The following is a 23,936-nucleotide window of genomic DNA, read 5'->3' as shown; positions in this document are numbered from 1 at the left end:
ACACGACTACGTCTTGCCACCTCTGCGCAACGCTTTTGCGGCGCCGGCCAATCGGCGAGCCGACCGTTGAGGACATGCGCCTGCTGGTTAAGGCAGGACGCAGGACTGCCCTACTCCTGCCACTGACGCTGGAGGTGCTCCGACTGCCGGGCCCGGCTCGCGCGGCGCTGGGCGTGACCGCCTATCCGCACCTGCGGCACTACGTCTTCTCCCGTAGCCTGACCGGGAGCCCGGACGCGGCGGCCGAGGTGGTCTCCACCGACCCGCTCGCGAAGGTGCGCGAACTCAAAGCCCACGATGGCAAGGGGATCTGGCTGGTCGGCGGCGGCGAGCTGGCCGGAGCCCTCTACCGGAGATCGACGAACTCGTCCTCAAAGTCAACCCGGTCATCATCGGCGCAGGCATCCCGCTCTTCGCGGGGAAGGTCGAGGCGGATCCGCGAGCCTTCACGCTGACCGACCACACGGTACTGCCCAGCGGCGTCGCCTTTCTCACCCACGCCCGTGCCTGACGGCTGCATCAGGCAGCCGGCCCGAGACGGGAATCCGTCCGCCCCGCAACACTGACGGCGACCGTTGGCGAACGTCCCATCGCACTCCACGTGCTCGGGGCAGCGGAAGGCGCCGCCTCCCCTCGACCGTCGGCCTCCGCCCGCCCGCCGCCCCGGCACCCCACGGCCGCGCCCGCCGACCGGTGCGCGGGGCACCGGCCGGCGGGCGCGGCCTGCTGGTCGGGGATCGGCCAGGGCCTGGGGTCAGAACCGGGCGCTGACGGTGACGCCGCTGAAGTCGGTGACGGCGTAGAGGCTGATGTAGCGGTAGCCGGCCGTCGCGTTGGTCACGGTGATGGACTGGGTGGTGCCGCTCTGGGTCGACGAGGCCGTGAAGGCGGACGGTGAGGCCCAGGTGTCGGCGTTGTAGTACAGGTGGGCGGTGCCGGTGCCGCCGGAGGTGTCGACCTTCAGCGTGCTGGTGCCGGCCGGCAGGTAGACGTACAGGTAGTCCAGGTTGCCCTTGGTGCGGGCGCGGTCCGCGCGGGAGCAGTTCCTGCCGAGCTCGTCCTGGCGGGTCTGGGTGCAGGCCGGCAGGGTGACCGGGGCGCCGTCGACCGTGGTGGTCACGGTGGCCGGGGTGGTGGCCGAGCGGCCGGTGTCGTCGGTGGTGGTCAGCGCGACGGTGTAGGAGCCCGCCTTCGCGAAGGTGTGGCTGGGGTTGCGCTCCTGCGAGGCGGGGGAGCCGTCACCGAAGTACCAGCTCCACTTGACGATCCGTCCGGCACCGGTCTGCACCGAGCGGTCGGTGAGCTGGACGGTCGCGCCGTTCACGGTCTGGTCGAACAGCGAGGTCGGGCCGGGGGCGTCGCAGGCACCGGCGGCACAGGCGTTCAGCCACACGTCGAAGTCGGCGTCGTAGCGGGTGCCGAAGCCGTTGTAGAGCGCGTAGGCGCCCTGGTAGTCGGCGATCCGGAAGCGCTCCAGGATCGCCTTCACGTCGGCCGGGTGCTTCTCCAGCATGTAGCGGACCGCCAGGTAGCCCCAGGGGTAGACCCGGGTGGAGTCCGCGTTGCCGTAGGTGGTCTGGAACAGGTCACTGAGCTTGTAGGTGTGCTTGGCCGCCTGCGCCATCGCATCCACGTCGGTGGCGCCGCGGTAGGTGTAGGAGACGTACTCGGCCAGTCCCTCGACCCACCAGATGGTCGGCACCGACATCTGGGTGGAGAAGTTGCCCTTCATGTCGTAGATCGCGTCGAGGTAGTGGGTGTACTCGTGGTTGAGGTTCCACACCCGCGCCGGGTCGTTGACGTTCCATGCCTTCTGGTGCATCACGATGCGGGCCTGGTTGTTCGGGTCGGTGGCGTCCATCACGGTCTGGCCGCCGTTGTCGGTGCCGTTGTTGAAGATCGGCCACGAGTAGGTGACGTAGTCGGCCTTGTTGGCGAAGATCCCGACCACCACGGTCTTGGCGTACTGGTCGGGGATCGGGCCGTTGTCCTTGACGATGCCGTGAACGACGGCGTCCTCGTTGCGCAGGCTCGCACAGACCTCGTCCAGCTCGGCCCGGGACAGCGCCTGGGCTTTGATGATCCTGTTGTCGCAGGTGAGCTGGTTCGGCAGCACCTTGGCGGTCATCACGGCGGGCAGGTCACAGGTGCCGTAGTACCCGCAGTCGCCGGGCCAGCTGACGCTGACCTGGTAGGCCACCTTCACCCAGAGTGCGCCGTACGGGCCGGGGATCGGGGCCGATTCGAGCACCCGCTTCACCTGCGGACGGGCGACCGCCGCGATAGTGGCGTTGGCGCCGGAGAGCTTGGTCAGGTTGTTGCCCGCGTTGGCGGCCAGCGCGCCGTTCGCACCGGCGAACAGGTCGCGGTGGTTGACCGCGAAGTCGGCCAGCGTGGTGAGCAGGCTGGTGTCGGCTGTCAGCGCGTTGATGAACTGCGGGTTGGAGGCGCCGCGCCAGGTGGGGGTGCGGAAGATGGTGTTGACCGCGTTCGACATCTTCGCGTTGGCGTCGTACGAGGCGTCGTAGGCGTTCAGGTAGCGCTTGTAGACGTCGAGGAAGCTGCCCTGCAGGTTGATGCTGTCCGTCAGGATCAGCGCTTCCTTGAGGATGTCCGCGTTGGCGTCGGTGACGTCGTTGGAGCGCGGGTTGGCGAAGTAGGCGTCCGCGCCGAGTTTGACCGCGTTGGTCAGGCTGCCGTCGTAACCGCCCACCGTGCCGGAGAACTTGTACTGCGCGTAGTAGCCGGCCCGGAGGAACAGCACCAGTTGCTGGATTCCGTTGCCGTTGGTGCCGTTGTAGGCGTCGGCCTTCTCCTTGTACGCGGCGGCGACCGGCACCATCTGGGACTGCTTGAAGACGCCCGGCGCGGTGGTCGCGTCGACGCCCTCGAACAGCGTCGTGACGCAGTCGGTGGTCGAGCCCAGGATGAAGCTGACCAGTTCGGTGCCGGTCCGCGAGGAGAAGTCCGAGGGGGTGCAACCGGGCGCGGCGGCGGCAGCGGCCGCCAGACCGGTCGGCTTGCCGGCGGGCTCCGGGGTCCTGGTGGTGGCGCCGGGGACGGTCAGTTCGCTCGGCTGGCTGAGCACTTCGGGCGACAGCGGGGCGACCACGCTGTGGTGGTGCTCCTCGGTGCCCGTCTCGGTGGCCTGGTCCGTCGAGGCCCCTGCAGGCTTGGGGAATGCGGGGGCGGTGGCGGGGGCGGCTTTGCCGCCGACCGCGGCGGGCACGGCGGTCGCGGGGGCGGGCATCAGTGTGCCCGCCGCGATGCAGCCGGCCACCAAGCCGGCTGCGAGGGTGGGCAGGGGTATGCGCAGACGCACGGCCAAGTCCTCTTCGTCGTGGGGGTGAAGCTCGCGGGACCGTCAGGCAGGCATGGGGGAACCGGCATGCATCCTGCCACCCCTGAGGGAAGAGAGCAATGTCACAGTTCATATGTCATACCTGGAGCCTTCTCGGGCCCGCCGCTCGCCGGTCACCCCCGGCGCTCCCGGTCGGAGCCGCCCAGACCCGCACGGCCCCCCGGACGCTGCTCCGGAGTGCCCCTCAGACACCGGCCGGTACCGACGTCCCCGAGCCGGCCCGTGGAGGTCAGAGTCGGCTTGTCGGGCCGAACGTGGGGCCGGCGAGGCGCGTGTTGCGGTTTTGCGTTGCATGGTCAGACTGGGGTCTCTGTCCCCGTCGGCAACGCGTCGACGGAGACGAGTAGCCGAGGGCCACGCGAGCAGAGAGAGCCGCCGAAGCTGGGAAGGAGGCGGACCCGCGTCCGGACCCGCGTCCGAGGTGAAGACGGTCCCGAGTGCGGGGAGGAACGGCCTTCGGGTCCGATGCCCCGCCGGTTCGCCCCCGTCACAGGGCCGTCCCTCGGGGCGGTGAAAGTGCGGTGGCACCGCGAGTTCCCTTCTCGCCCGCACTCCCAAGGGATCATGACGACAGCCCCCTGACGACGGGCCGGATCCCGGCGAACGACCGCACGTGCACCTGACCCGCCGTGGAGCGGCCCCGACGAGACGGTGGCTGTTGGCCGCCCGCTTCTCGGCCCCGGCTGACTGGGGGTGGGAGGGTGGGTGCAGCACGCCGACACGGCGACCGGGCGGCCCGGGCCCGGCCGGCTCCCGGGCCCTCGCCTACCCCGGACCCGATTTCCGGGCGCACCGGTCCGTCGCGGGATGGCGCGGGCCCGGCTGGTGCACGATGGCTGCGTCGTGGCCGTGCCCGGAACGGCCACCGTCAGCCGGGAGGGTTTCCATGTCCGTGTCCCGCTCACGCGTTGTCGCCCGCGCCGTGACCGTCACCGCGTCGGCTGCCGCCGCCGTCGCGCTGACCGCCACCGCGGCCCTCGCGCACGTCGAGGTCGAGTCGGACGACGCCAGGGCCCTGGCCGTGAACGTGACGGTCACCTTCACCGGTGAGGCCGAGTCGGGCACCGCGGGTCTCGCGAAGGTCCAGGTCGTCCTGCCGGAGGGGATCGCCCCGGGCGACGTGGCCCTCGCCGGGGCCCCCGCCGGCTGGACCTTCGCCACCACGGCGGACGGCTACACGGTCGGCGGCCCCGCGCTCGCGGTGGGCCAGGACGTCACGCACAAGATCACGATCAGGCAGTTGCCCGACACTGACGAGGTGGCTTTCAAGACGCTGGAGACGTACGGCGACGGCCACGTCGACCGGTGGATCGAACTGCCGCAGGGCGGCGTGGAGCCGGCGCACCCGGCTCCCGTCCTGAAGCTCGCGCCGGCATCGCCGGGTGCCACGCCGCTCGCCCCCTCCACGGCCGCGCCGAGTACCGGTCCCGCGGGCACCGTCGCCCCAAGTGCCGCGCCGTCCGTGTCCCCGTCCGTGTCCCCGTCCGTCTCGTCGTCCGTCTCGCCCGTCGCCGCCACCTCCGCCGGCGACGACGGCGGTTCGTCCTCGGCCGTCCCCGTCGGCGTCGGCCTCGGCGTGCTCGCCGCTGCCGCCGGTGTCTGGTGGTGGCGGCGCGGACGGAGCCGGGACTCCACAGGCTGACCGGTCGCCCCGACGCCGCGTGCCCGCCCGCGTGGTGCGCGGGGCGGCGGGCACTCCGAACCGGGTCGGCTTCCCCCGAGCGTCGTGCAGCGGCCCGGCCTACCGTGGAAGTGGAAGGGGGCCCGCAGGGCGCTCACCAGGCGAAGGGCCCCGCGACGGCCCGATCGCCGCCCGGCTCCAGTGCGGCCGGCGCGCGCCCGTGGAACGGTGGCTCCCGTGCATGAACCCGTGATCGCCACAGCGCTGCTGATCGCCCTGACCGGCTTCTGTACGGTCCACTGCGTCCTCGTCGTCGTGGGACGCGGCTGCCACGACCGTCGGCTGGAACCGGCCGAGATCGTCATGGGTCTCGCCATGGTCGGGATGATGGCACCGGCGTTCGACCCCCTGTCACCCGTCCTGTGGGCGGCCCTGCTCACCGCTTCGGTGGTCTGGCCGACACTGCTCCTGGCGGGGCGGTTGGGCCGCCACCCCCGTACCGCGTTCGCGGGCACCTGGAGCCACTACCCCCACCACGTCCTCAGTGCGGCTGCGATGGCCGCACTGGTGCTGTGCGTGGCACCGGCGCACCAGCATGCCGGTGGCGGTGCCGCCCACGGGGGCGTCGTTTCGACCGTGCCGGAGTGGGCGCTGCTCGCCCTGGCCGCGTACTTCCTGGGCTACGCCGTCCGGGGCGCCGGCTCGCTGCTGCTGCGCCCGGCCACCGGCGCCCGGCTCACCCGCGCCGGCGGACCGGCCCTCCTGACCTCGTCCGGGCTGGTCTCCGCGCGGCGCACGGTGATGGCGATGGGCATGTTCTACATGCTGCTCGCCATGGGCTGACGAGCCGTCGCCCCCTCCCGCCGGTCCTCGTTCCCTCGACCGGCAGAGGACCTGCAGGGCGAGGGACCGGGGACCGGCGGGGCAGACGCCGCGCAGAGCCCGCACGGACGCCGCACGGAGCCCGGTCCAGCCCGATCGGAATCGTCGACCGTCCGTCAGTTGTCGCGCACTGTGGTTCTGGTCACTCCCCGTTGCCGCGGCCGTGGCAACGGGGAGTGACCGCCAGCGCCCCCGCCCGGGCTCCCCGCGCGTCGTACGGCGCCCCGGCCTACCTTGGAGAACGGGGGTAAGGCCACCGGAACGGGGGTTCCCGTGCAAGAGCCTGTGAGCGACACCGCCCTGCCCGCCGCAGCGACCGGCCGGCGCACGCGGCCCGCAGAGCCGGGTGCCCTGTGGGCCGCCCCTATCGCCGCGGCCCGGCCGGGCCGTCCGTCGACCGGGTTACACGCCGTCGCGTCGCACCGCGAGGAAGCTCGCGGTCTGCCCGGCGGGCGCGCCCCCATGAGGCTCCGCCCGCAGCACCGTCCCGGCGAGGACCTTCCGCTGGTCGACCCCGGTCTCCCAGTGGCGCAGGATGATGCCGTCGTACTCGTAGTGGAAATCGGCGATGGGCGGCCGGCCCCGGCCGCTCAGGGTGAACGAGACGCCGGACGAGGCCGATGCCCGTCCGGTCATATCCATGACGATCAACGGTTGCTCTCCCGGATCCGAGAGGATCAGCTCACCGCTGACGGAGCCGTCCGGTGCGGCCACCAGGTTCAGCTCCGCCTGTGCGAACCGCAGCTTGTTGAAGTCGTCGACGGGATCCGGAAGCTCCAGAAAGCTCCGGTACGTGTAGCTCCCGCTCAGCTCCGTGACGTTCATGTCGTCCCTCCTGGACAAGGTGAGGCACATCGAGCACCTCGTTCCAGGTTCCTGCGACCGCCACGCTCCGCCTGCGTCGCGCGTCCGGATAGCACGCGCGGTTCACCCGCCCGAGGTTTGTAGACGAAAGACATGTGCGGTGGTCGTCGCCGCCGGTACGAATCCGGGGCGCCCGACGAGGGCGTCCCGCCCAACCACAGGAGTGACATGTCGAACGGTACGTTCGTGCGACGAGACGCGAGCAAGATGGACGACTGGGACCCAGTGCTGTACTGGTACGCCCGGGCCGTGGGACGGCTGCAGCAGAGGCCCCTCACCGACCCGACCAGCTGGGTGTTCCAGGGGTGCATCCACGGCGTCCCTCCCACCGTGACGGAGGAGAACGAGGCCTTCACCCAGTGTCCGCACGGCGGCTGGTTCTTCCTGCCGTGGCACCGGGGCTACCTCTGGTACTTCGAGCGGATCATCCGTGCGGCCATCAAGGAGATCGCCGCCGAGGAGAACATCACCCCCGACCCCTCCGCGACCTGGGCGCTGCCCTACTGGAACTACGCCCTGGACGCACCCACCAAGACCCCGCCCACGACCTTCACCTCGCGCGCGCTCCCGGCGGCCTTCCGCAGCCCGAAGATGCCGGACCGCCCGGGCGGCACCAACCTCACGGTCGACAACCCGCTCTTCCTCCGGGACGACTTCGAGCCGGCGTCGGAGGCCGAGTTCTGGGAAATCCCGCACCGCGCCAAGAAGAAGAACTCCGCCCACCAGATCCTCCGATACCCGGACGTCAATCCCTTCAGAGCGATGAGCGAGACGATCTTCGCCGCCACGAAGAGCCAGGGGCAGTCGACCCAGCCGACCTTCGGCAGCGAGATCACCTACACCGACATGATCCACTTCCAGCTCGCCTTCGGCGACCTGGAGGACGTCCCGCACAACCAGGTGCACGGGGGTGTGGGCGGCTGGATGGGCCGGGTGGACGGATCCCCCCGTGATCCGATCTTCTGGCTGCACCACGCCAACCTCGATCGGCTCTGGACGGCCTGGCTGGACAAGGGCAATCACAACCCGGACCACGCGTCCTGGCTGGACCACGAGTTCATCTTCTTCGACGAGACCGGGAAGCAGAAGCGGCCCTCCACCGAGACGGTCCTGAAGGATGCGCAGGACTACACGTACGAGTCGCTGACCGACGGGGCGGGCACCCGCCCGGCGCGCGTACCGCCGGCCCAGGCCCCGCAGGCAGGCGAACGGGTCCTGGCGACCACCGCCGTCGGCAACCCCACGGCAGCTGCTCGACGCCCAGGCTGCGACGACGGTGTCCCTGGAGCCGAGCGGCGTCCAGGGGGCCATGCGCTCGCTCGCCGCCAGCGACGAGCCGCAGACCAACCTCATCCTCACCGTGCACAACGTGCACTCCGAGCTGCCGCCCGGGACACCGTTCCACGTCTTCCTCAACGGCCCCAGCGGTGACCTCGACCCGGAAGGCCCCTACTTCGTCGGCTGGATCTCCTTCTTCGGGATGGCCGGCGCCAGCGGGCACGACGCGAGCTACGACGTCACCGATCAGGTCCAACGGCTGACGGAACAGGGACTGCTACCGGACGGTCCGCTGACCGTCTCGATCGTGCCGTCCATCCCGCAGCCGGAGACACGTGCCCCGAAGCCCAGCTTCGAGAGCGTCAGCCTCACCAGCATCTGAGACGCTCCCGACAGCGGGCCGTCCGCCCGGTTCGTCGAGCCCCGGCAGGTCCTACGGGACCTGCCGGGGACCTTCGGGTCGGGCTCCGAGCGCGCGGAGCCGTTCGAGTGGACCTTCTCGTGGATCACCGCCCACCGACGCTTCGCACGGGACTACGAGAGCAGTCCGGCGCACGCGGAGACGATGATCCGCTGGGCGATGATCGGCGTGATGGCGCGCCGGTTGGCCCGGGGCCGAGCAGCCGTCCGGAGCGGCTCGCGGCTCCTCGTCGGCGCAGGTTCAGGTGTCGTAGCAGCCGTTCCAGGGCGCGTTGAAGCCTAGGCCATCGGGATGGAACTCGGCCCATACCCCGTCGTCTTCCTCCGCGTCTTCCTCGTCCACGTCGTCCTCCACCTGCGGGAAGGACCCTTTCCTGTGCTGCCGGTCGGCAGTGAGCTGGGTTGGGGCGCCGCCGATCGCGGGTGGCAGCCGGAGCGTGGCGTCAGGGTGTGCGGGCCTCGGCAAGGTAGCCGGAGACAGCCCGGGTAGTGGGATGGTCGGGGCCGAGCGCCTTGGTGAGACCGGCGATCGCCGCCTCGTAGAGGGGGATGGCGCGGTCCAGATGCCCGTCAGCCTGGTGCAGTCTGGCCAGTCCGCTGAGCGTGGTGAGGGTCTCGAAGTGGTGCTCGCCCAGCACCTGGGTGCGTCGGTCCAGTGCGGTGGTGAACAGGTCCCGGGCCCGGTCGAGGTCTCCGGCCTCTCGGCAGGCGGCGGCCAAGTTGTGGAGGTGGTTCAGGGCATCGGGGTGGTCAAGCCCGGAGAGCCGCTGCTGGCCGATCAGCGCCTTCTCGAACATCGGGACGGCCGCTGCGGCGTCCCCCAGCCGGAGGCGGCAGAACGCCAGGTTGGCCAGGGTGCGCAGGGTTGCGGGGTGCCCGCTCCCAAGAACCTTCTCGCGTTGACCGAGGGTCTCCTCGAACAGTTCGGCCGCCCGCTCCAGGTCGCCGGCGGACTCGTGGGCCGAGGCCAGCATGTTTCGGCTCAGCAGCGTGTCGACATGGGTCCGGCCCAGGATCTGCTCGCGCTGGACCAATGTTCGGTGGCACAGCTGCAGTCCGGCTTCCACCTGGCCATTCGTCAGGTACAGGTTGGCGAGGTTGCTCTGGCTCAGCAGGGTGTCGGGGTGGTCCTCGCCCAGGGTCGCCACCCGTTGCTCCAACACATCGTGGTAGATGGCGGAAGCTTCATCGAGTCGACCGGCCGACTCCAAGGCGTAGGCCAGGTTGCAGAGGCAGTCCACGGTGGTCGGGTGCCCGGCCCCGAGGAAGGCAGTCAGCTCGTTGTGGGCCTTGCGGTAGTGTGCGATCGACTCCTCGTACCGGCCGAGACTTTCGTACGCTCCGGCAAGGTTGTTCCGAACCCGGGCCACGTTCGGCGCCGGTAGGGTCGCGTCGTCGTCCCCCCGGACCAGAAGCCCATCGTCACGGAGCAGGTCTTCGTAGATGTCGATCGCCTGCTTGACCCGGCCGCTGTCCTGGTACGCCAGGGCTAGGCCGTTGCGAAGGGCCAGGGTCTGAGTGTGTGTCGGGCCCAGGTGTTCCGCGGCAACGGCGGTGACGTCGATGTACTCCTCGATCGCGGAATCGAATCGGCCGCTGTCGTGGTAGGCGGAGGCCAGGTTGGCGCGGATGTTCAGGGTTGGGAGGACGCCCGGGCCGAGCGCCCGGATGCTCCGCTCGCGCAATTCCTTCAGGGCCTCGATCGCGCCGCCGAGCTCGCCGGCCGCCGCCAAGGCGGAGGCGAACGCGTTGCAGCCGATCAGGGCCGTCGGATGGTCGGGCCCGAAGCCCGCCACGACCTGCCGTGAGTATGCCCGGAGGACCGGTAGGGCCCGAATGGTCTGACCCTGGCGGCGCAGGTGCTGTGCGGTGTCGTCGAAGAGCTGGGCAGGCCCGGGGCGGTAGGTGCCGGGGTCGGTGGTGGAGAGTGCGGTCGCGTGTGCTGCGAGCCGGGCGAGTTGGACGGTGTCGGGATTCTCCTCCGGCCCGTTGGGGTATACGGCTGCGAGCAGGATGCGCTCGGCGGCCTCCCGTCCGCGCGGTGCGGGAGGCGGCCCGTCTGCGGTGGCCCGCGCGGCCGCTTCGCGGGTGGCCCGGTCGCGCAGCACCTTCTGCACCAGCCGGTGGACGGTCACCTCCTCCAGGGAGAGGGTGACCATGTTGTACGCGCGCAGCAGACCGAGCGCTGTCGTCGCTCGAACCGGGCTGGTGGTGAGTCCGGCCAGCAGCCCCCGAGGGAAGCCGTCGGGGGCGAGCCAGGCCAGGGTGTGGAGCAGCTCGACGGAGAGCGGGTTGCTCTCGGCCAGCGCGGTCAGGGTCAGGGTCCAGACGCCGGCGATGGTCTGCTCGTCGCCGGCGTGGTCAAGGGCGGCCTCGTCCAGGATCTCGTGGAGGCTGCTTCGGTACTCCTCGATGCTGGTCATCGTCTGGTTCATGTAGGCGCCGGCCTGTTCCAGGGCGAGTGGCAAGTCGCCGAGTTCCCTGGCGAGCTGGCCGGCGTGCCACTCCTCCTGGGGGGAGGCGAACGGCACCCAGGAGCCGATCAGCGCCACGGAGTCGTTGCGGGGGAGGACGTTGAGGCCGACAAACCGTACCTGGCGATGTTGCCAGCCGGTGGCATTCCGGCTGGTGATCAGATGGTGTCCGCGCGGGAGACTGCCCAGGAGTTCCTCCAGCAGGGCCGGTTCCTCCACGTTGTTGTGGATCAGGAGCCACCTGTCGTGCTGTTGCAGCCAGGTCCTGGCCCAGGCGGCCCGGGCGGAGAGCGACGGCTCCGTGCCCGTCCAGTGCGGGCTCAGTTGCTCGGCGATCGCAGCGAGGGCCGCCTCGGTGGCTCCGGGGACGGCGGACTCGATCCACCAGATCAGGTCGTACGACTCACTGTGCAGGTGGGCGTACTGCAGGGCCAACTCGGTCTTGCCGACCCCGCCCAGACCGTGCAGGACCACGGCCGAAGTGCCGGTGCTCCGGGCCAGCTCGGCCCGCACCTCGGTCAGCTCGGCCGTCCGGCCGGTGAAGGTGTGCTTCCGGGCGCGCAGGGACACCACGCCACGGGCCTCGGTATCGGCGGCGTCGCGTACCGCACTGGCGGGCAGCACCGTGGTCCGGATGGTCACCGAACCGTGGATGCTGCCGCCGGCGGCTACCGACGCGATGCCCTCGGCGTGGACCGAGATGGCACCGGGTGTGTGAGGGTTCGTCACTCGGCGCCGCCCGGCGCCGCGGTGGGTGAGACGGGCGTGGTGGTGACGTTGGTGGTCACCGGGCCGTGGATGCTGCCGTTGACCGCGACCGAGCCGGCGCCACTGGCCTCCACCCTTGTGGTGCCTTGGGGTTCCCCGGCGGGCAGCAGTGCGGCCAACTCGGCCAGCAGTTCCGGATCGGAGCGCAGGGCACGCCGGATCTGGTGGCGCACGGCGCCCAGCGCGTCGTCGTCGCCCGGCCGGGTGGCATCGTCCAGGCAGGCCTCCAGCTCGGTTCGCTGCTGCGTGTCCCTGCGGCGCCAGACCGAGGCGATGATGCGTTGCCCCAGACCCACGGTCGCGTCGGCCGCGGCCTCCTCGGCCCGGATCAGGACCGTGCCGCCGTAGGCGGCCGCTGCGGAGGTGACGGCCGGACCGGCCAGTGCCATGAACGCATCGAGTTCCATGATCCCCAACTCCCCTTGACCGCACCGGATATGGGCGATCAAGGCCAAGTCTACGGAACTCCGGGACAGGGCGGCGGGAAAAGGTCCGGATCGGGTCAGGCGGGCCACTGTTCGTGGCGACCGAAGCCATGGGCCTTGTCGATCAGGCGGAGGTCGGTGGGGCGAGTTCCCAAAGGGCGGTGCGGGGCGAGGGCGGCGAGGGTTCGGAGCTGGAGCTGCGGCTTCGGGCGTCTGAGTCTGAACTCCATGGGACTCCATGCGGTTGACGTGCAGTGCTGCAGGTGGATCGAGGATGTCGTAACTGCAGGGATAACCATCCTGGCGCCGCAGCAGTCGAGGTTGTGGGTTCTGGGGCCGGGTGCGGGGCTGTGCCGCTGCCGCCGCCCGGGTCGGGGTGGGGTGATCAGGCCGGGGTTGGGAGGTGGGCGCGGGTAACCCCGTTGGTCACGGAAGTCCGGCTGCCGCCGGATCCGGTGCGATGCGTGCCGGTCCCCAGCGGCGCCTGGCGGGCCTTCGGGCTGCAGCCGCGGCGGACGGAGACCTTCAAGATCTCTCCGGACCCACTGCTGATCGACAAGATCCGGGACGTGGTCGGCCTCTATCTGGCCCCACCGGCGAACGCAGTGGTCTTCGCGGTGGACGAGAAGCGCAGATCCAGGCCCTGGAGCGGACCGCGCCGGTGCTGCCGATGGTGCCCGGGGTCCCCGAACGCCGCAGCTTCGACTACGTCCGCCACGGCACCGTGGATCTGTTCGCCGCGCTGAACGTCGCGACCGGCAAGGTCATCAGCCGAGTGTCCGCCCGGCACCGCGCCGTGGACTTTCGGGACTTCCTCGAGGAGATCGACCGCCAGACCGAGCCGGGCCTGGCGGTCCACGGGATCTGCGACAACCTGTCCACCCACAAGTCGCCCGTGGTGCACCGCTGGCTGGGCGCGCATCCCCGCATCCAGTTGCACTTCACGCCGACATACTCGTCCTGGATCAACCAGGTCGAGCGATGGTTCGCGGAGCTGGAACGGCGCTGCCTCGAGCGTGGAGTTGTTCTGCTCGCTCGACGACCCGAAGACCACGCTCGAGGACTGGATCAAGAACTGGAACGACAGCGCCCGCCCTTTCAAGTGGACCGAGACCGCCGACCAGATCATCGACCGAATCTGCCGATACTGCTCAGGAATCTCCGGACCAGCTCACTAGCGGGGGCTGAGCAGGCAGAACTCGTTGCCCTCCGGGTCGGTCAGGATCCGCCAGGAGATGGCGGACTGGTCGATGCCCGGGTCGGAGGCGCCCAGAGCACGCAGCCTGGCCTCCTCGGCTGCCGGGTCGTCACCGGGGTAGGGGCTCACGTCCAGGTGGACCCGGTTCCAGCCGCTCTTGGTGTCGGGGGTGCGGACGAACTCCAGGTAGGGACCGACGCCGTGGGCGGAACGCATGGTCGCGTGGTCGTCGGCCACCTCGTGCACCGTCCAGTCCATGGCCTCGCCCCAGAACCTGGCCATCGCCCGCGGGTCGGTGCAGTCGACCACCACCGCGGCGATCGGCCCGGTGTCCCGGTAGATCTCCCGGGGCTCCAGGACGCAGAACTCGTTGCCCTCGGGGTCGGCCATGACCGTCCAGGGGACGTCACCCTGGCCCACGTCGGCGAGCGTCGCGCCGAGGTCCTTCAGACGGGCGACCAGCTCGGCCTGATGGGCCGTCGACGTGGTGGCCAGGTCGACATGCACCCGGTTCTTCCCCGTCTTGGGCTCCGGGCGGGCGATGAGGTCGATGCAGACGGCCGTCGGGTCGGGGTAGGCGAAGCCGACCGGTTCGAGGTTGGTCACGCCCGGGCCTTCGCTGTCGACACCCCAACCGAGTGCCTCCGCCCAGAACCGGCCGAGCGCGGCGTCGTCCTGGGCCTTCATGTTGATCTGCACGAGTCGTGTTGCCATGCGCAGATCCTAGATCCACAGACGGCCGGTTTCAGCCGGATTTCCAGGGCGTCGAGCCAGCTCCGCGCGGTGGGCGGGCGGCGGGCGGCCCTGGAGCCCGGGGTGGCGGGGCGGTGTGTGCGGAACGGACCTGCGTCTGCGCGCCTCGACGATCCGGATCGACGACCCCGACGAGCGGCCGACCGAGCGCGACGTCACCCGGGCCCCTCGACCCAGTCCGCGCCGAACGGGGCGGAGAGCTCGGCCAGTTCGGACGGGTCGAGGTCGAGATCCGCGGCCGCGGCGGAGTCGCGGATGCTGGCCGAGCGGCGGGCGCCGGGGATCGGGACCATGGCGGGGGAGAGGGCGAGCAGCCAGGCGAGGCCGACCTGCTGGGGCGAGACCCCGCGCGCGGCGGCGATCCGGTGGAAGGCGCCGGTCGTGGCCGCCCGGTCCGCCGGGTCGTCCAGGACGCTGCGGGCCAGGCCGCCCAGCGGGCTCCACGGGAGGAAGGCCAGGCCCAGGCGTTCGCTCAGCCGCAGCTCCGGCTCCGCGGTGCGGACGGCGGGCGAGAACCGGTTCTGCACGGAGACCAGGGCCGGGCCGAGGATCTCCCGGGCCGTCAGGATCTGCTGCTCGTCGACGTTGGAGATCCCCGCCGTGCGGACCTTGCCCGCGTCCACCAGGTCGCGCAGGGCGCCCACCGACTCCGCCCACGGCACCCGCGGGTCGGGTTTGTGCAGCTGATAGAGCCCGACGGCCCCGATGCCGAGGCGCCGCAGCGAGCCCTCGCAGGCGCGGCGCAGGTGCTCCGGCCGACCGTCGACCGTCCAGGAGCCGTCGCCGGGCCGGCCGCGCCCGCCCTTGGTGGCGACCAGGACGGCCGCGCGGTCGCCGGCCGGGCGCTCGGCCAGGACGCGGGCCACCAGCCGCTCGTTGTGGCCGACCTCGGCGGCGTGCCAGTGGTAGGAGTCGGCGGTGTCGATCAGGGTGACGCCGGCGTCGAGCGCGGCGTGCAGGGTGGCCAGGGCGGTCTCCTCGTCCGGCCGGCCCTCGACCGAGAGCGGCATGGCACCGAGCCCGATCGCGCTGACCGCAGTCCCGCCGATGGTGCGCTGGCGCATGTCAGGCCGCCTTTCGCGCTGCCGCTGCCGCGGCGGCGTCGGTGACGGCCCCGGGCAGCCAGTCGGTCACCGGCGAGAAGCGCAGCCCCAGCCCGTGGGCGCGTCGGCCGTCCATCGGGTACCAGCGGTCGAAGGAGAACGGCGAGACCTCGCCGCCTTCGACCACCCGGTGGTGGGCGGTGGTGCCGAGCCGTTCGGCGACCAGGCCGGCCAGCGCGAGCACGTCCAGCGGCTCGGGGGAGCAGGCGTTGACCGGCCCGACGGCGTCGGCGGCGGCCACCCGGACCAGCGCGGCGGCGATCTCCTCGTGGTGGACGAAGGAGGTCGGCTGCGGCCGCGGGTGCACGGCGACCGGCCGGCCCGCGGCGATCAGCCCGGTGTAGTGCGTCAGCCGGCCGGTGAAGTCCAGGGCGCCGCCGCCCAGGACGTGCGCACTGCGCACGGTGGCCCAGGAGAACGGCGCGTCCTGGGCCAGGACGGCCTCGGCCTGCCGCTTGCCCTCCGCGTAGCGCGTCGCCTCGTCGAAGCGGCGGGCGAGCGCCGCTGCGTCCTGCCAGGGGAGGCCGAGGTCGACCGGCCACTGCGCCGGGTCCACGGTGTCCTCGGGCACCGGGACACCCGGGGTGGTGTGCACCAGGGGCGAGGTCGCCGGGTCGTAGACCTCCATCGTCGAGGTCATCACGTACCGGCCGGTGCGGCCGGCGAAGACCCGGCGGGCCACCACGGCCTCCGCGGGGGTGTACAGCACCTGGTCGAGCACCGCGTCGAAGGTGCGCCCGCCGAGCGCGGTGGCGAGGGCGGCCTCGTCGGACCGGTCGGCGACGACGTGGTCGACCCCGGGCGGCGGTGGTGCCGAGCCGCGGTTGACCAGGGTGACGCGGGCTCCGGAGTCCCGCAGGAGGGTGACCAGGCGGAGGCCGAAGTAGCGGCTGCCGCCGATGACGCAGACGTTTCGCAGGGCGTTGTTCACGGCCACCACTCTGCTCACCTATGCTCCCCAGCAGAACTGCCGACTTGCTGAACGCGTCATCAGCGGAGCTGTTGACCGGGAGCGCACCTCGACCGGGGAGCGCACCTGTGACCGGGGGAGTGCCATGATCGACGTCCGGAGGCTGACCGTGCTGCGCACGGTCGCCGAGCACGGCAGCTTCAACCGGGCGGCAGCAGCGCTGCTACTCACCCCGTCCGCGGTGTCCCAGCAGGTCGCGGCGCTCGAACGCGGGCTGGGGACGGCCGTGGTGGAGCGCTCCACGCGCGGGGTGCGGCTCACCGAGGCCGGGCGGCTCCTGGTGGACGCGGCCACGGCGATCTCCGCGGAGCTGCGGCACGCCGAGGAGCAGATCGGCCGCCTCGCCGCGGCCCGGCACCGGCTCACCCTCGCCACCTTCACCAGCGGCGGCCGCCACCTGCTGCCCGGGGTGCTGAGCCGGTTCGCCGCCGACCACCCGGACGTCGAACTGCGGATCCTCGAACGCGAGCCGGAGGACAGCCTGCCGATGGTCCGCGAGGGCACGGCCGACCTGGCCCTCGCCTACCACTTCGACGGGCCGCTGCCGGTCCTGCCCGGGGACCGTTCCGGGCTCGACTGGGAGCCGCTGATGGACGATCCGCTCTCGGTGGTGCTGCCGGAGGGCCACCGCCTGGCCGGCCGGGACGCCCTGGACCTCGCCGAACTCGCCGAGGAGCGCTGGGTGATGGGGTGCCTGAAGACGGAGGACTTCCTGCGCCGGCACGCGGCCGTGGCCGGGTTCGACCTCCGGGTGGCGGGCTCCACCACCGACTACTTCTTCGCCCGCTCCCTGGTCGCCGCGGGCGTCGGGGTCTCCCTGGTGCCGTACGTGGCGCTCGACCCGGTGCTGCCCGGCACCCGGACGGTGCCGGTGACGCCGCCGCGTCCGGCCCGGCACTTCGGGATCGCCCGCGCCCGGCGCCGCCCGCTCCCGCACGCCGACGCCCTGGCCGGGCTCCTGCACGAGGCCGTGCAGGAGCAGCGGCGGTCGGCGACCGGGTCGGCCGGCGGCGCCGCGCACGGGTGACGGCGCGGGCAGCCGGCCGGCACCCGGCTCACCGTTGCCACGCTGACTCCGGCCTGCGGGCCGGACCACCGGCCGCCAGCAGCCGGCCCGGTCAGCAGCCGGCCCGGTCAGCAGCCGACCGGCCCCTGGCCGTCCGGCTCAGACCTGCCCGGTGAGGCCCGCCCGGACGGCGACGTCCAGCGCAGGCTCCACGCTCAGCGGCCCGCGCTCCTCGTCCCCGGGGCCGGCCGCCGCCAGGAGCTCGGCGACCACCGTGGCGTCCACCGTCCGGGCCTCGGCACGCCGCAGGTACCGGGTGAGCGCGTCGGCGAACGCGGGCTCGTCGGGGCGGCGCACGCAGGCCAGCGCAGCCGCCTCGCGGCGGAACTCCTCCTCCGAGCCCAGCCACTCGGCGGCCCCCTCCAGACCGTCGTCGTCGAGCTGCTCGGGGTAGTCGATGCGGTGCCAGGTGCCGTCCTGGGACCAGTAGACGAAGCCGAACAGGTTGCCCTCGGCGTCCTCGCGCAGCTGCTCCCAGGGCAGCCAGTCCGGCCCGCCGGCCAGGAAGTCGATCTGCCGGCCGTCGAGGTGGGTGCGACTGCCGTCGGAGTCCTGGCCGCAGAAGACCACGTTCCCGTTCTCCGCCCGGCTGGCGCGCCACCAGTACGAGCCGGCGCTGGCGTCGCACCAGACGCCGTGCTCGTCCAGCCAGTGGCCCTCGGGCTTCCCGGTGGCGGCCTCCAGCAGGGCGAAGGCGACGGCCCGCGCCCACACCCGGTCGGCGTGGTCGAGGTCCTCGGGTCGGCTCGGCCTGTGCATGATCGTTCCCCTCCTGTGCGGTCGGGGCCCAGCGTGCCACACCCGGCCGACACCGGGCGCCGGGTGCGGCACGCTCCGAAGGAGAGGCCCCGGGCCGGACGGGCGCTACGCGGCCACGGGCCTCACCCGGACACTTCCCGGGCCCCGCCGGCGAGGTCGAGCAGCAGCTTCGCCGCCACCGACGCCCCGTCGGCGTCGATCGTGTCGGCCACGGCGGCAGCCCGGGCGCGGGTCTCCGGGGCCAGGGCGACCTCCAGCGCGGCCGACAGGGACTCGAAGGTCGGTGTCGGACCGTCGTGGGCCGCGCCGATGCCCAGGCCGGCCACGCGGCCGGCCCAGTACGGCTGGTCGGCCAGCTGGGGCACCACCACCTGGGGCGCGCCGGCCAGGGCGGCCGTCGTCGTCGTGCCCGCGCCGCCGTGGTGCACGACCGCGGCCACCCGGGGGAACAGCGCGTGGTGGTTCACCTCGCCGACGGCGAGGCAGTCGTCCTGGTCGTCGGTCAGGGCCAGGTCGGCCCAGCCGCCGGAGAGGAGCACGCGGCGGCCCTGCGCACGGACCGCCTCGACCGCCGCGCGGGCGACGTCCTGCGCGTCGCGGACCGGCATGCTGCCGAAGCCCACGTACACCGGGGGCGTGCCCGCCGCCAGGAACGCCTCCAGCCCGTCCGGGAGCGGGCGTTCGTCGGCCCGGAGCCACGCCCCCGTCTGCAGCACGTCGAGGTCCGACGGCTCCGGCCACGGGCTCAGCGTCGGGTCGGCCGCCAGCCACGGCCGGTCGGTGAGGACGTAGTCGCGGAAGTGGTCCACCGGCGGCAGGCCGACCGTCTCCCGGTGGGCGTTGAGGCCGGTGCCGAACAGGACGTTCATGTTCTCGACGTCGAGGTCCCACAGCACCCGGTTGTCCGTCACCTCCGGCGGGAACGGCCGCCCCGGCCGGGGGAACGGCGGGTGGTGCGGGGACGGCAGGTAGCTCGGGAAGTAGGCCACGAACACGTACGGGATGCCCAGCTTCTCGGCCGCCGACCGCGCCGCGGCCGCCGCCGGGAGCAGCCCGGTCGCCACCACCGCGTCGCAGTCCCCGGCCGCCGCGACGACCGCGTCGTAGGTCGTGGCGACCAGCGCGGCCGCGCGCTGGGCCAGGCCCTCCGCCGGCATCGGCGCCTTCCCGGTCACCGCCGCCGTCGCCACCGGGCGCAGCGGCTGTCCGATCGGCGCCAGCGGGAGGCCGGCGGCGTCCAGCAGCTCGGCGAAGTCCGGCGGCGCGCACACCCGCACCTCCGTGCCGAGCGCCCGTAGCCGTGCCGCCAGCCCGATCATCGGCTCGATGTCCCCGCGCGACCCGTAAGCCGTCAACAACACGCGCATGTCGCGGTCCCCCGTCTCCTGTGAGTTCTCGGTCTCGGTCCAAGATCATGCGTCATGATCACCGGCTTGCCGCAAGCCCCCCGGTGCGCGGTATGTTGACCGTGGAAGAGCGCGTGGAGTGCTCTCACGCACCGTCACATTGTCCTTCGATACGACGAGTTGATCGACCCTCAGTGGCGGGGCGGGTGAACCCTTGTCACCGCAGCGTGCGGCGCGCCGTCCGCTGGATGCCGAGGCCGACCACCGGGAGCGCCACCAGCAGGGCGGCCCAGAAGGCGCCGTGGCCCCAGAACTCGGCGACGGCCCCGAACTGCCCGCGTGCCACCGGGATGCGCAGCGCCTCCAGCGGGCCGAGCGGCGGCGGCCAGGAGCCGAGCACCATGGCGCCGACCACCCAGAGGCCCAGCAGCCGACGTGCGGTCCGCGGCGTGGCGAGGGCGCTCAGCGCGGCCAGGGCGGCGAACAGCAGCGCGAAGTCGGCCTGATAGCCGGCACCGACCTGACCGGTGCCCCAGGAGGCCGGGGTGGGGTGGTCGCCGGTGGCGGCCAGCCGGACCTCGACGGTCGCCCAGAGCAGGACCACCAGCAGATGGGTGGTGCCGAGGACGTACAGCACGCGGTCGGCCAGGCCCGCGCGACCGGGCCGCCACCGGGCCGGGTCCGGCGCGGGGGCGGGCGCGGGCTCGCGTGAGCCCCCACCTGCCGGTCGGCGCCGGGCGGCGAGGCGGCTCCACTCGCGGGCGGTGCGAGCCCGGGCCTCGTGCACGGGCTTCAGCATCCCGGTCGCGGCGCGTTCGACCAGGAACACGGTCAGCGGCACCACCAGGGCCGCGGCCACGCCGGCCCAGCTGCCCAGCCCGCCCTCGAACACCACGATGCGGTCGGCCAGCGCCTGCGGCGGCCGTGCGAACGTCATCGGCGGGCCGAGCCGCAGGTAGCCCACGGCGAACGCGGCGGCGGCGGCGAGCAGCAGCGTCCAGCGCCCGACCCGGGCCGGGAAGACGGCCGCGACGACCGCCGCCACCAGGGCCGCCCCGAGCTGGCCGACCACCTGCCGGGCTGCGAGCTCACCGGCGCCCCGCAGCGGGCCTCCGAAGCCGCCGTTCGGCAGGATCAGCAGCTCGGCCCGCGCGTCGAGGGCGAACCGCCACACCGCACCCGACCAGAGCATCAGGGCGAGGGCGAGGGTCACCAGCGCGACCGCGCCGACCTGTCGCGGCAGTGCCGTCCGCGCGTGGGGCCACCAGACGCCGAGCCGGTCCCGCCAGGCCGGCGGGCGGCGCCCGTTCGGGCCGGCCGCCGGGTTGGTCCTGGCCTGCAGCACCGCGGCGGCCACCAGGGCGGCCCGGCCGGGCACCGCGGCCGGGTCGGCGCCCACCGCCCGGCGTCGCAGCGCGGACCAGCGCCGGCGAACCGGATCCGGCGCCTCGCGGCGGACCGCGGTGCGCACCGCCAGGGCGGCGTCCACCGCGACGGCCGAGGCCACGGCCACCGGCGTGGACAGCCGCGCCGGTTCGGCGAGCCGGTGCAGGACGGCGGGCAACGGCGAGAGCCGGGCCACCAGCTCGGGGTGCTCCTCGGCGCGGACGGCCAGCAGGACCACCAGGCGGTACGCCTCGGTCCGCTCGTCCGCATTCAGCCCGTCGCCGCCGCGCCGGCCACCGCCGACCTCCCGGGCGGCCTCCTCCACCCCGGCCAGCACGGCGGGCAGCTCGGCCAGGGCGAGCAGCCGCGCGCACTGCTCGCCGAAGCACTCCGGGTGGTCGCAGTCGTACCGGGCCGCGACGGCCGGCACCGAGCCGGCGACCAGCTCGTCCACCAGCGCGACCAGCCCCGGGTCGGCGGCGAGCCGGGCCAGCCCGGCCGAGTCGATCGGGCGGTTCCGGTAGGAGGGCACGCTCCCCGGTGCGAACGCGGCGCCGAAGGCCAGGACGGCGACCGCGGCCGCGGCGGCCCGCTCGGGTCCGCGCAGCCGCTCCACGTCGCGGAGCTGGCTCAGGTCGACGACGGTGTCCCGCACGTCGTCGCTCAGCCACTCCCGCAGCCGCTGGGCGCCGCCCCGGGCCATCCAGTGCGCCGCGTCCGCGGACCGTCCGAGCATGGCCGCGGCCAGCGCGGCCGGGTCGTGGAAGAGGTCGCCGAGGAAGGTGATCGGGCGGTGGGCGGGCGCGACGGGCGTACCTCGCGGCGGGACGGCCGGCCGCACCACCTCGGGGCTGCCACCGGCCAGCCACGTCCGGACCTGCGGCGCGGTCCAGCGGTGCGCGGGGTTACGGGTGAGCAGGCCCTGGAGCAGCAGCTGCCGGCGCGGGTGGGCGACGCCGGACAGGTCCACCTCCGCGGCCATCACCAGGTCGTACTGCAGCACCTCGTCGCTCAGCAGCAGCCCGTCCGCGTCCAGGTAGCGGGGGCGGCCGGTGAACAGCTCGTACAGCACGTTGCCCAGCGCCCACCAGGGGCCCTCCGCGCGGTTGGTGCCGGCCAACTGCTCGGGCGCCATGTACGCGACGGTGACCTGCATCTCGGGGGAGAAGCTGCGGCTGGCGGTGAGGCGGGCGACGCCGCCGAAGTCCGCGATGACGAACTCGGGGGGCCCGGCCGTGCCGTCGGGTGCCGTGGTGGGGCGGAGCAGGATGTTGGACGGCTTGAAGTCGACGGGGTTGCGCCGGATCCGCTGCTGCCAGAAGTCGAGCAGCGCGACGAGCTCGCGCACGATCCGCTCGGTCTCCGCACCGTCGGCCGCCCGTCCCGCCCGCCGCAGCTCGGCGAAGTGGTCGGTCAGGGTGACCGGCAGGTACTCCATCGCCACCCAGTCGCAGTGCGCCCCGGCGTGCTCCACCCGGCCGTGCCCGGTGATCAGCGGTACGTGGCGGCGGTAGCCGTCGTCGCGCAGGTGCTCCAGCAGCTCCGGGTCCATGGCCTGCCCGGCCACGGTGACCTTCACCGCGGCGTCGCCGCCGCCGTCGGTGCGGCGTACGTGCCAGACCGTGCCCTCGGTGCCCGACCCGGCCACCCCGAGCGGTTCGTAGCGGTCGCGCAGCGCCGCCGGGAAGGCACCGCCGAAGTCGCTCCCGCGCCCGGGGGCGGGGACGGGGGCGGCGGGCGGGGGCGGCGGGCGGGGCGGCCGGGGGTGGGCCGGGCGGTGCGGGTTCGGCGGCGGGTTCGGCGGCCGGCGGGTCCACCGGGGCCGACGCGACCTGCAGCACCCGGGTCGGCGGGTTCGGGACGGCCTCGGGAGCCGGCCGGTGGGCGGGGATGCCGAGCCGCGAGGTCGGTTGCCGGGGCCCGTTCCGCCCGTCGCCGCGCCACCCGTGGAGCAGCCGGTCCACCTTGGTGCGCGGGACGCCCGGACGTTCCCGCCCGCCGTCCGCCGCGCCCGGCTGTGCCGTCGTGCCGTCGGCCATCCCGTTCCGCTCCCCTCCCCGCCCCCGGGCCGCCCGGGGGAGTGCCGCGCCGGCCGGCCGCCGGTCTCGCGGCCGCCGCCCACGCCCCGGCCGTCACCGTGGCGTCATGCCGGTCGGGACACCTTACTGCCCCCGGCGCCTGGCGTCGGCCGGTGCGTCAGGATCATTGACAGGGCGTCAGATCGAGGCGGCGGCGTCCTCGCAGCGTCGGCGATGCCCTCGGGCGGACCCGGATCGTGCCTGCTCGGGGCGGTGGCCCAGAATGTCCGGGTGAACGATGTGGACTACCGGGTACTGCTGGACGACGCCATGGAGACGGCCCGCCGGTCGCCGGAGCGCGGTCGGGTCGCCGACTACATCCCGGCGCTCGCGCAGGCCGACCCGACCGCCTTCGGGATGGCGATCGCCACCGTCGACGGCGAGGTGTTCGGCGCGGGGGACTGGCAGCACCCGTTCTCGATCCAGTCGGTGTCCAAGCTGTTCACCCTGGCGCTGGCCCTGGCGGAGGGCGGCGACGGCCTGTGGACCGGGGTGGGCCGCGAGCCCTCCGGCAACCCGTTCAACTCGTTGGTGCAGCTGGAGAGCGAGCAGGGGATCCCGCGCAACCCGTTCATCAACGCCGGCGCCCTGATCGTCACCGACCGGCTGCTGAAGCTGACCGGCGACGCGGTGGGGGCGGTCGGCGGCTTCCTGCGGGCGGAGTCGGGCAACCCGGAGGTCGGGGTGGACGACTCGGTGGCGTCCTCCGAGGCCCGGCACGGCCACCGCAACGCCGCCATGGCCCACTTCATGGCCAGCTACGGCAACCTGCGCAACCCGGTCGACAGCGTCCTCGCCCACTACTACGCCCACTGCGCCATCACGGCGAGCTGCCGCGACCTCGCCCTGGCCGGCCTCTTCCTGGCCCGCCACGGGATCCGGGCCGACGGCAGCCGGCTGCTCTCGCGCAGCGAGGCCAAGCGGATCAACGCCGTGCTGCTGACCTGCGGCACCTACGACGCGGCCGGCGAGTTCGCCTACCGGGTGGGCCTGCCGGGCAAGAGCGGCGTCGGCGGCGGGATCCTCGCCGTACTGCCGGGCCGGGGCACCGTCTGCGTCTGGAGCCCGGGCCTGGACGCGGCCGGCAACTCCGTCCTCGGCGTGGCCGCGCTGGACGCCCTCACCACGGCGACGGGCTGGTCGGTGTTCTGAGCGGCCTCGCAGCGACCGGTGTTCGCGGTCGG

Annotated in this window: 17 protein-coding genes and 1 pseudogene; 8 read left to right on the top strand and 10 right to left on the bottom strand. The window is 73.1% G+C overall.

Annotation, left to right across the window (positions count from 1 at the left end):
• Positions 1-74 precede the first annotated feature (74 nt).
• Positions 75-455 (top strand): dihydrofolate reductase family protein, encoded by a 381-nt coding sequence (locus MCM47_RS34805; protein ID WP_238950948.1) that lies wholly within the window; start codon positions 75-77, stop codon positions 453-455.
• 299 nt (positions 456-754) lie between these two features.
• Here the strand turns inward: MCM47_RS34805 and MCM47_RS34800 are convergent, their stop codons facing one another.
• Positions 755-3,322, bottom strand: coding sequence for a collagenase (locus MCM47_RS34800; protein WP_238950946.1), 2,568 nt, complete (start codon positions 3,320-3,322; stop codon positions 755-757).
• Positions 3,323-4,247: 925 nt separating this feature from the next.
• On the opposite strand from MCM47_RS34800, the gene MCM47_RS34795 reads away from it, so the two are divergent.
• On the top strand, positions 4,248-5,003 hold the full coding sequence (locus MCM47_RS34795) for a DUF1775 domain-containing protein (RefSeq protein WP_238950944.1): 756 nt from the start codon (positions 4,248-4,250) through the stop codon (positions 5,001-5,003).
• Between the two features lie 216 nt (positions 5,004-5,219).
• A complete protein-coding gene (locus MCM47_RS34790; RefSeq protein ID WP_238950942.1) occupies positions 5,220-5,825 on the top strand; it encodes a DUF5134 domain-containing protein in 606 nt (201 codons plus the stop codon).
• 441 nt (positions 5,826-6,266) lie between these two features.
• Here MCM47_RS34790 and MCM47_RS34785 read toward each other — a convergent pair whose 3' ends face one another.
• Entirely contained in the window at positions 6,267-6,689 is a 423-nt protein-coding gene (locus tag MCM47_RS34785; protein WP_238950940.1) for a hypothetical protein, read from the bottom strand.
• 207 nt (positions 6,690-6,896) lie between these two features.
• Between MCM47_RS34785 and MCM47_RS34780 the strand changes: the two genes are divergently transcribed.
• Together MCM47_RS34780 and MCM47_RS34775 are read left to right on the top strand one after the other, a co-directional pair.
• Positions 6,897-8,159: a tyrosinase family protein gene (locus MCM47_RS34780; RefSeq protein ID WP_238950938.1), complete on the top strand. Its 1,263-nt coding sequence runs from the start codon at positions 6,897-6,899 to the stop codon at positions 8,157-8,159.
• Entirely contained in the window at positions 8,098-8,388 is a 291-nt protein-coding gene (locus MCM47_RS34775; RefSeq protein ID WP_238950934.1) for a hypothetical protein, read from the top strand. Before MCM47_RS34780 ends, MCM47_RS34775 begins: the two co-directional genes overlap by 62 nt.
• A gap of 481 nt (positions 8,389-8,869) precedes the next feature.
• Here the strand turns inward: MCM47_RS34775 and MCM47_RS34765 are convergent, their stop codons facing one another.
• Both MCM47_RS34765 and MCM47_RS34760 read right to left on the bottom strand, forming a co-directional pair.
• Entirely contained in the window at positions 8,870-11,542 is a 2,673-nt protein-coding gene (locus MCM47_RS34765; protein ID WP_238950932.1) for a tetratricopeptide repeat protein, read from the bottom strand.
• Positions 11,543-11,625: 83 nt separating this feature from the next.
• Positions 11,626-12,075, bottom strand: a complete 450-nt coding sequence (locus MCM47_RS34760; protein ID WP_238950930.1) for a hypothetical protein — start codon at positions 12,073-12,075, stop codon at positions 11,626-11,628.
• Between the two features lie 478 nt (positions 12,076-12,553).
• Between MCM47_RS34760 and MCM47_RS43555 the strand changes: the two are divergent.
• Positions 12,554-13,051 (top strand): annotated as a pseudogene (locus MCM47_RS43555) (transposase); the annotation flags it as partial.
• Between the two features lie 216 nt (positions 13,052-13,267).
• Here the strand turns inward: MCM47_RS43555 and MCM47_RS34750 are convergent.
• The 3 genes from MCM47_RS34750 to MCM47_RS34740 form a co-directional block, all read right to left on the bottom strand.
• Positions 13,268-14,005, bottom strand: coding sequence for a VOC family protein (locus MCM47_RS34750; protein WP_238950928.1), 738 nt, complete (start codon positions 14,003-14,005; stop codon positions 13,268-13,270).
• A 194-nt stretch (positions 14,006-14,199) separates the two neighbouring features.
• Complete coding sequence (locus MCM47_RS34745; protein WP_238950926.1) at positions 14,200-15,108, bottom strand: aldo/keto reductase; 909 nt, start codon at positions 15,106-15,108, stop codon at positions 14,200-14,202.
• Position 15,109: 1 nt separating this feature from the next.
• On the bottom strand, positions 15,110-16,096 hold the full coding sequence (locus MCM47_RS34740; RefSeq protein ID WP_238950924.1) for a reductase: 987 nt from the start codon (positions 16,094-16,096) through the stop codon (positions 15,110-15,112).
• A gap of 106 nt (positions 16,097-16,202) precedes the next feature.
• On the opposite strand from MCM47_RS34740, the gene MCM47_RS34735 reads away from it, so the two are divergent.
• The gene (locus tag MCM47_RS34735) at positions 16,203-17,144 is read left to right on the top strand and encodes a LysR family transcriptional regulator (protein ID WP_238950922.1); all 942 of its coding nucleotides are present in this window, start codon (positions 16,203-16,205) and stop codon (positions 17,142-17,144) included.
• 138 nt (positions 17,145-17,282) lie between these two features.
• Here MCM47_RS34735 and MCM47_RS34730 read toward each other — a convergent pair whose 3' ends face one another.
• The 3 genes from MCM47_RS34730 to MCM47_RS34720 all read right to left on the bottom strand — a co-directional run bounded on the left by MCM47_RS34730 (position 17,283) and on the right by MCM47_RS34720 (position 22,322).
• Positions 17,283-17,942 (bottom strand): hypothetical protein, encoded by a 660-nt coding sequence (locus MCM47_RS34730; protein ID WP_238950919.1) that lies wholly within the window; start codon positions 17,940-17,942, stop codon positions 17,283-17,285.
• A 122-nt stretch (positions 17,943-18,064) separates the two neighbouring features.
• A complete protein-coding gene (locus MCM47_RS34725) occupies positions 18,065-19,309 on the bottom strand; it encodes a glycosyltransferase (protein WP_238950917.1) in 1,245 nt (414 codons plus the stop codon).
• A 196-nt stretch (positions 19,310-19,505) separates the two neighbouring features.
• Positions 19,506-22,322: a hypothetical protein gene (locus MCM47_RS34720; protein ID WP_238950915.1), complete on the bottom strand. Its 2,817-nt coding sequence runs from the start codon at positions 22,320-22,322 to the stop codon at positions 19,506-19,508.
• Between the two features lie 670 nt (positions 22,323-22,992).
• On the opposite strand from MCM47_RS34720, the gene MCM47_RS34715 reads away from it, so the two are divergent.
• On the top strand, positions 22,993-23,904 hold the full coding sequence (locus MCM47_RS34715) for a glutaminase (protein WP_308222579.1): 912 nt from the start codon (positions 22,993-22,995) through the stop codon (positions 23,902-23,904).
• Positions 23,905-23,936 lie beyond the last annotated feature (32 nt).

Origin of the sequence: Kitasatospora sp. A2-31, assembly GCF_022288725.1 — a bacterium.
Taxonomy (GTDB): domain Bacteria; phylum Actinomycetota; class Actinomycetes; order Streptomycetales; family Streptomycetaceae; genus Kitasatospora.
Note: the sequence above shows the minus strand (reverse complement) of the source record. Positions and strands in the feature narration are given on the sequence as shown.

What these genes read in the sequence shown, in the direction of transcription:
- MCM47_RS34730 (WP_238950919.1), bottom strand. Translation starts at nt 17,942, where the DNA reads ATGCACAGGCCGAGCCGACCCGAGGACCTCGACCACGCCGACCGGGTG.
- MCM47_RS34805 (WP_238950948.1), top strand. Translation starts at nt 75, where the DNA reads ATGCGCCTGCTGGTTAAGGCAGGACGCAGGACTGCCCTACTCCTGCCA.
- MCM47_RS34750 (WP_238950928.1), bottom strand. Translation starts at nt 14,005, where the DNA reads ATGGCAACACGACTCGTGCAGATCAACATGAAGGCCCAGGACGACGCC.
- MCM47_RS34780 (WP_238950938.1), top strand. Translation starts at nt 6,897, where the DNA reads ATGTCGAACGGTACGTTCGTGCGACGAGACGCGAGCAAGATGGACGAC.
- MCM47_RS34725 (WP_238950917.1), bottom strand. Translation starts at nt 19,309, where the DNA reads ATGCGCGTGTTGTTGACGGCTTACGGGTCGCGCGGGGACATCGAGCCG.
- MCM47_RS34785 (WP_238950940.1), bottom strand. Translation starts at nt 6,689, where the DNA reads ATGAACGTCACGGAGCTGAGCGGGAGCTACACGTACCGGAGCTTTCTG.
- MCM47_RS34735 (WP_238950922.1), top strand. Translation starts at nt 16,203, where the DNA reads ATGATCGACGTCCGGAGGCTGACCGTGCTGCGCACGGTCGCCGAGCAC.
- MCM47_RS34795 (WP_238950944.1), top strand. Translation starts at nt 4,248, where the DNA reads ATGTCCGTGTCCCGCTCACGCGTTGTCGCCCGCGCCGTGACCGTCACC.
- MCM47_RS34745 (WP_238950926.1), bottom strand. Translation starts at nt 15,108, where the DNA reads ATGCGCCAGCGCACCATCGGCGGGACTGCGGTCAGCGCGATCGGGCTC.
- MCM47_RS34760 (WP_238950930.1), bottom strand. Translation starts at nt 12,075, where the DNA reads ATGGAACTCGATGCGTTCATGGCACTGGCCGGTCCGGCCGTCACCTCC.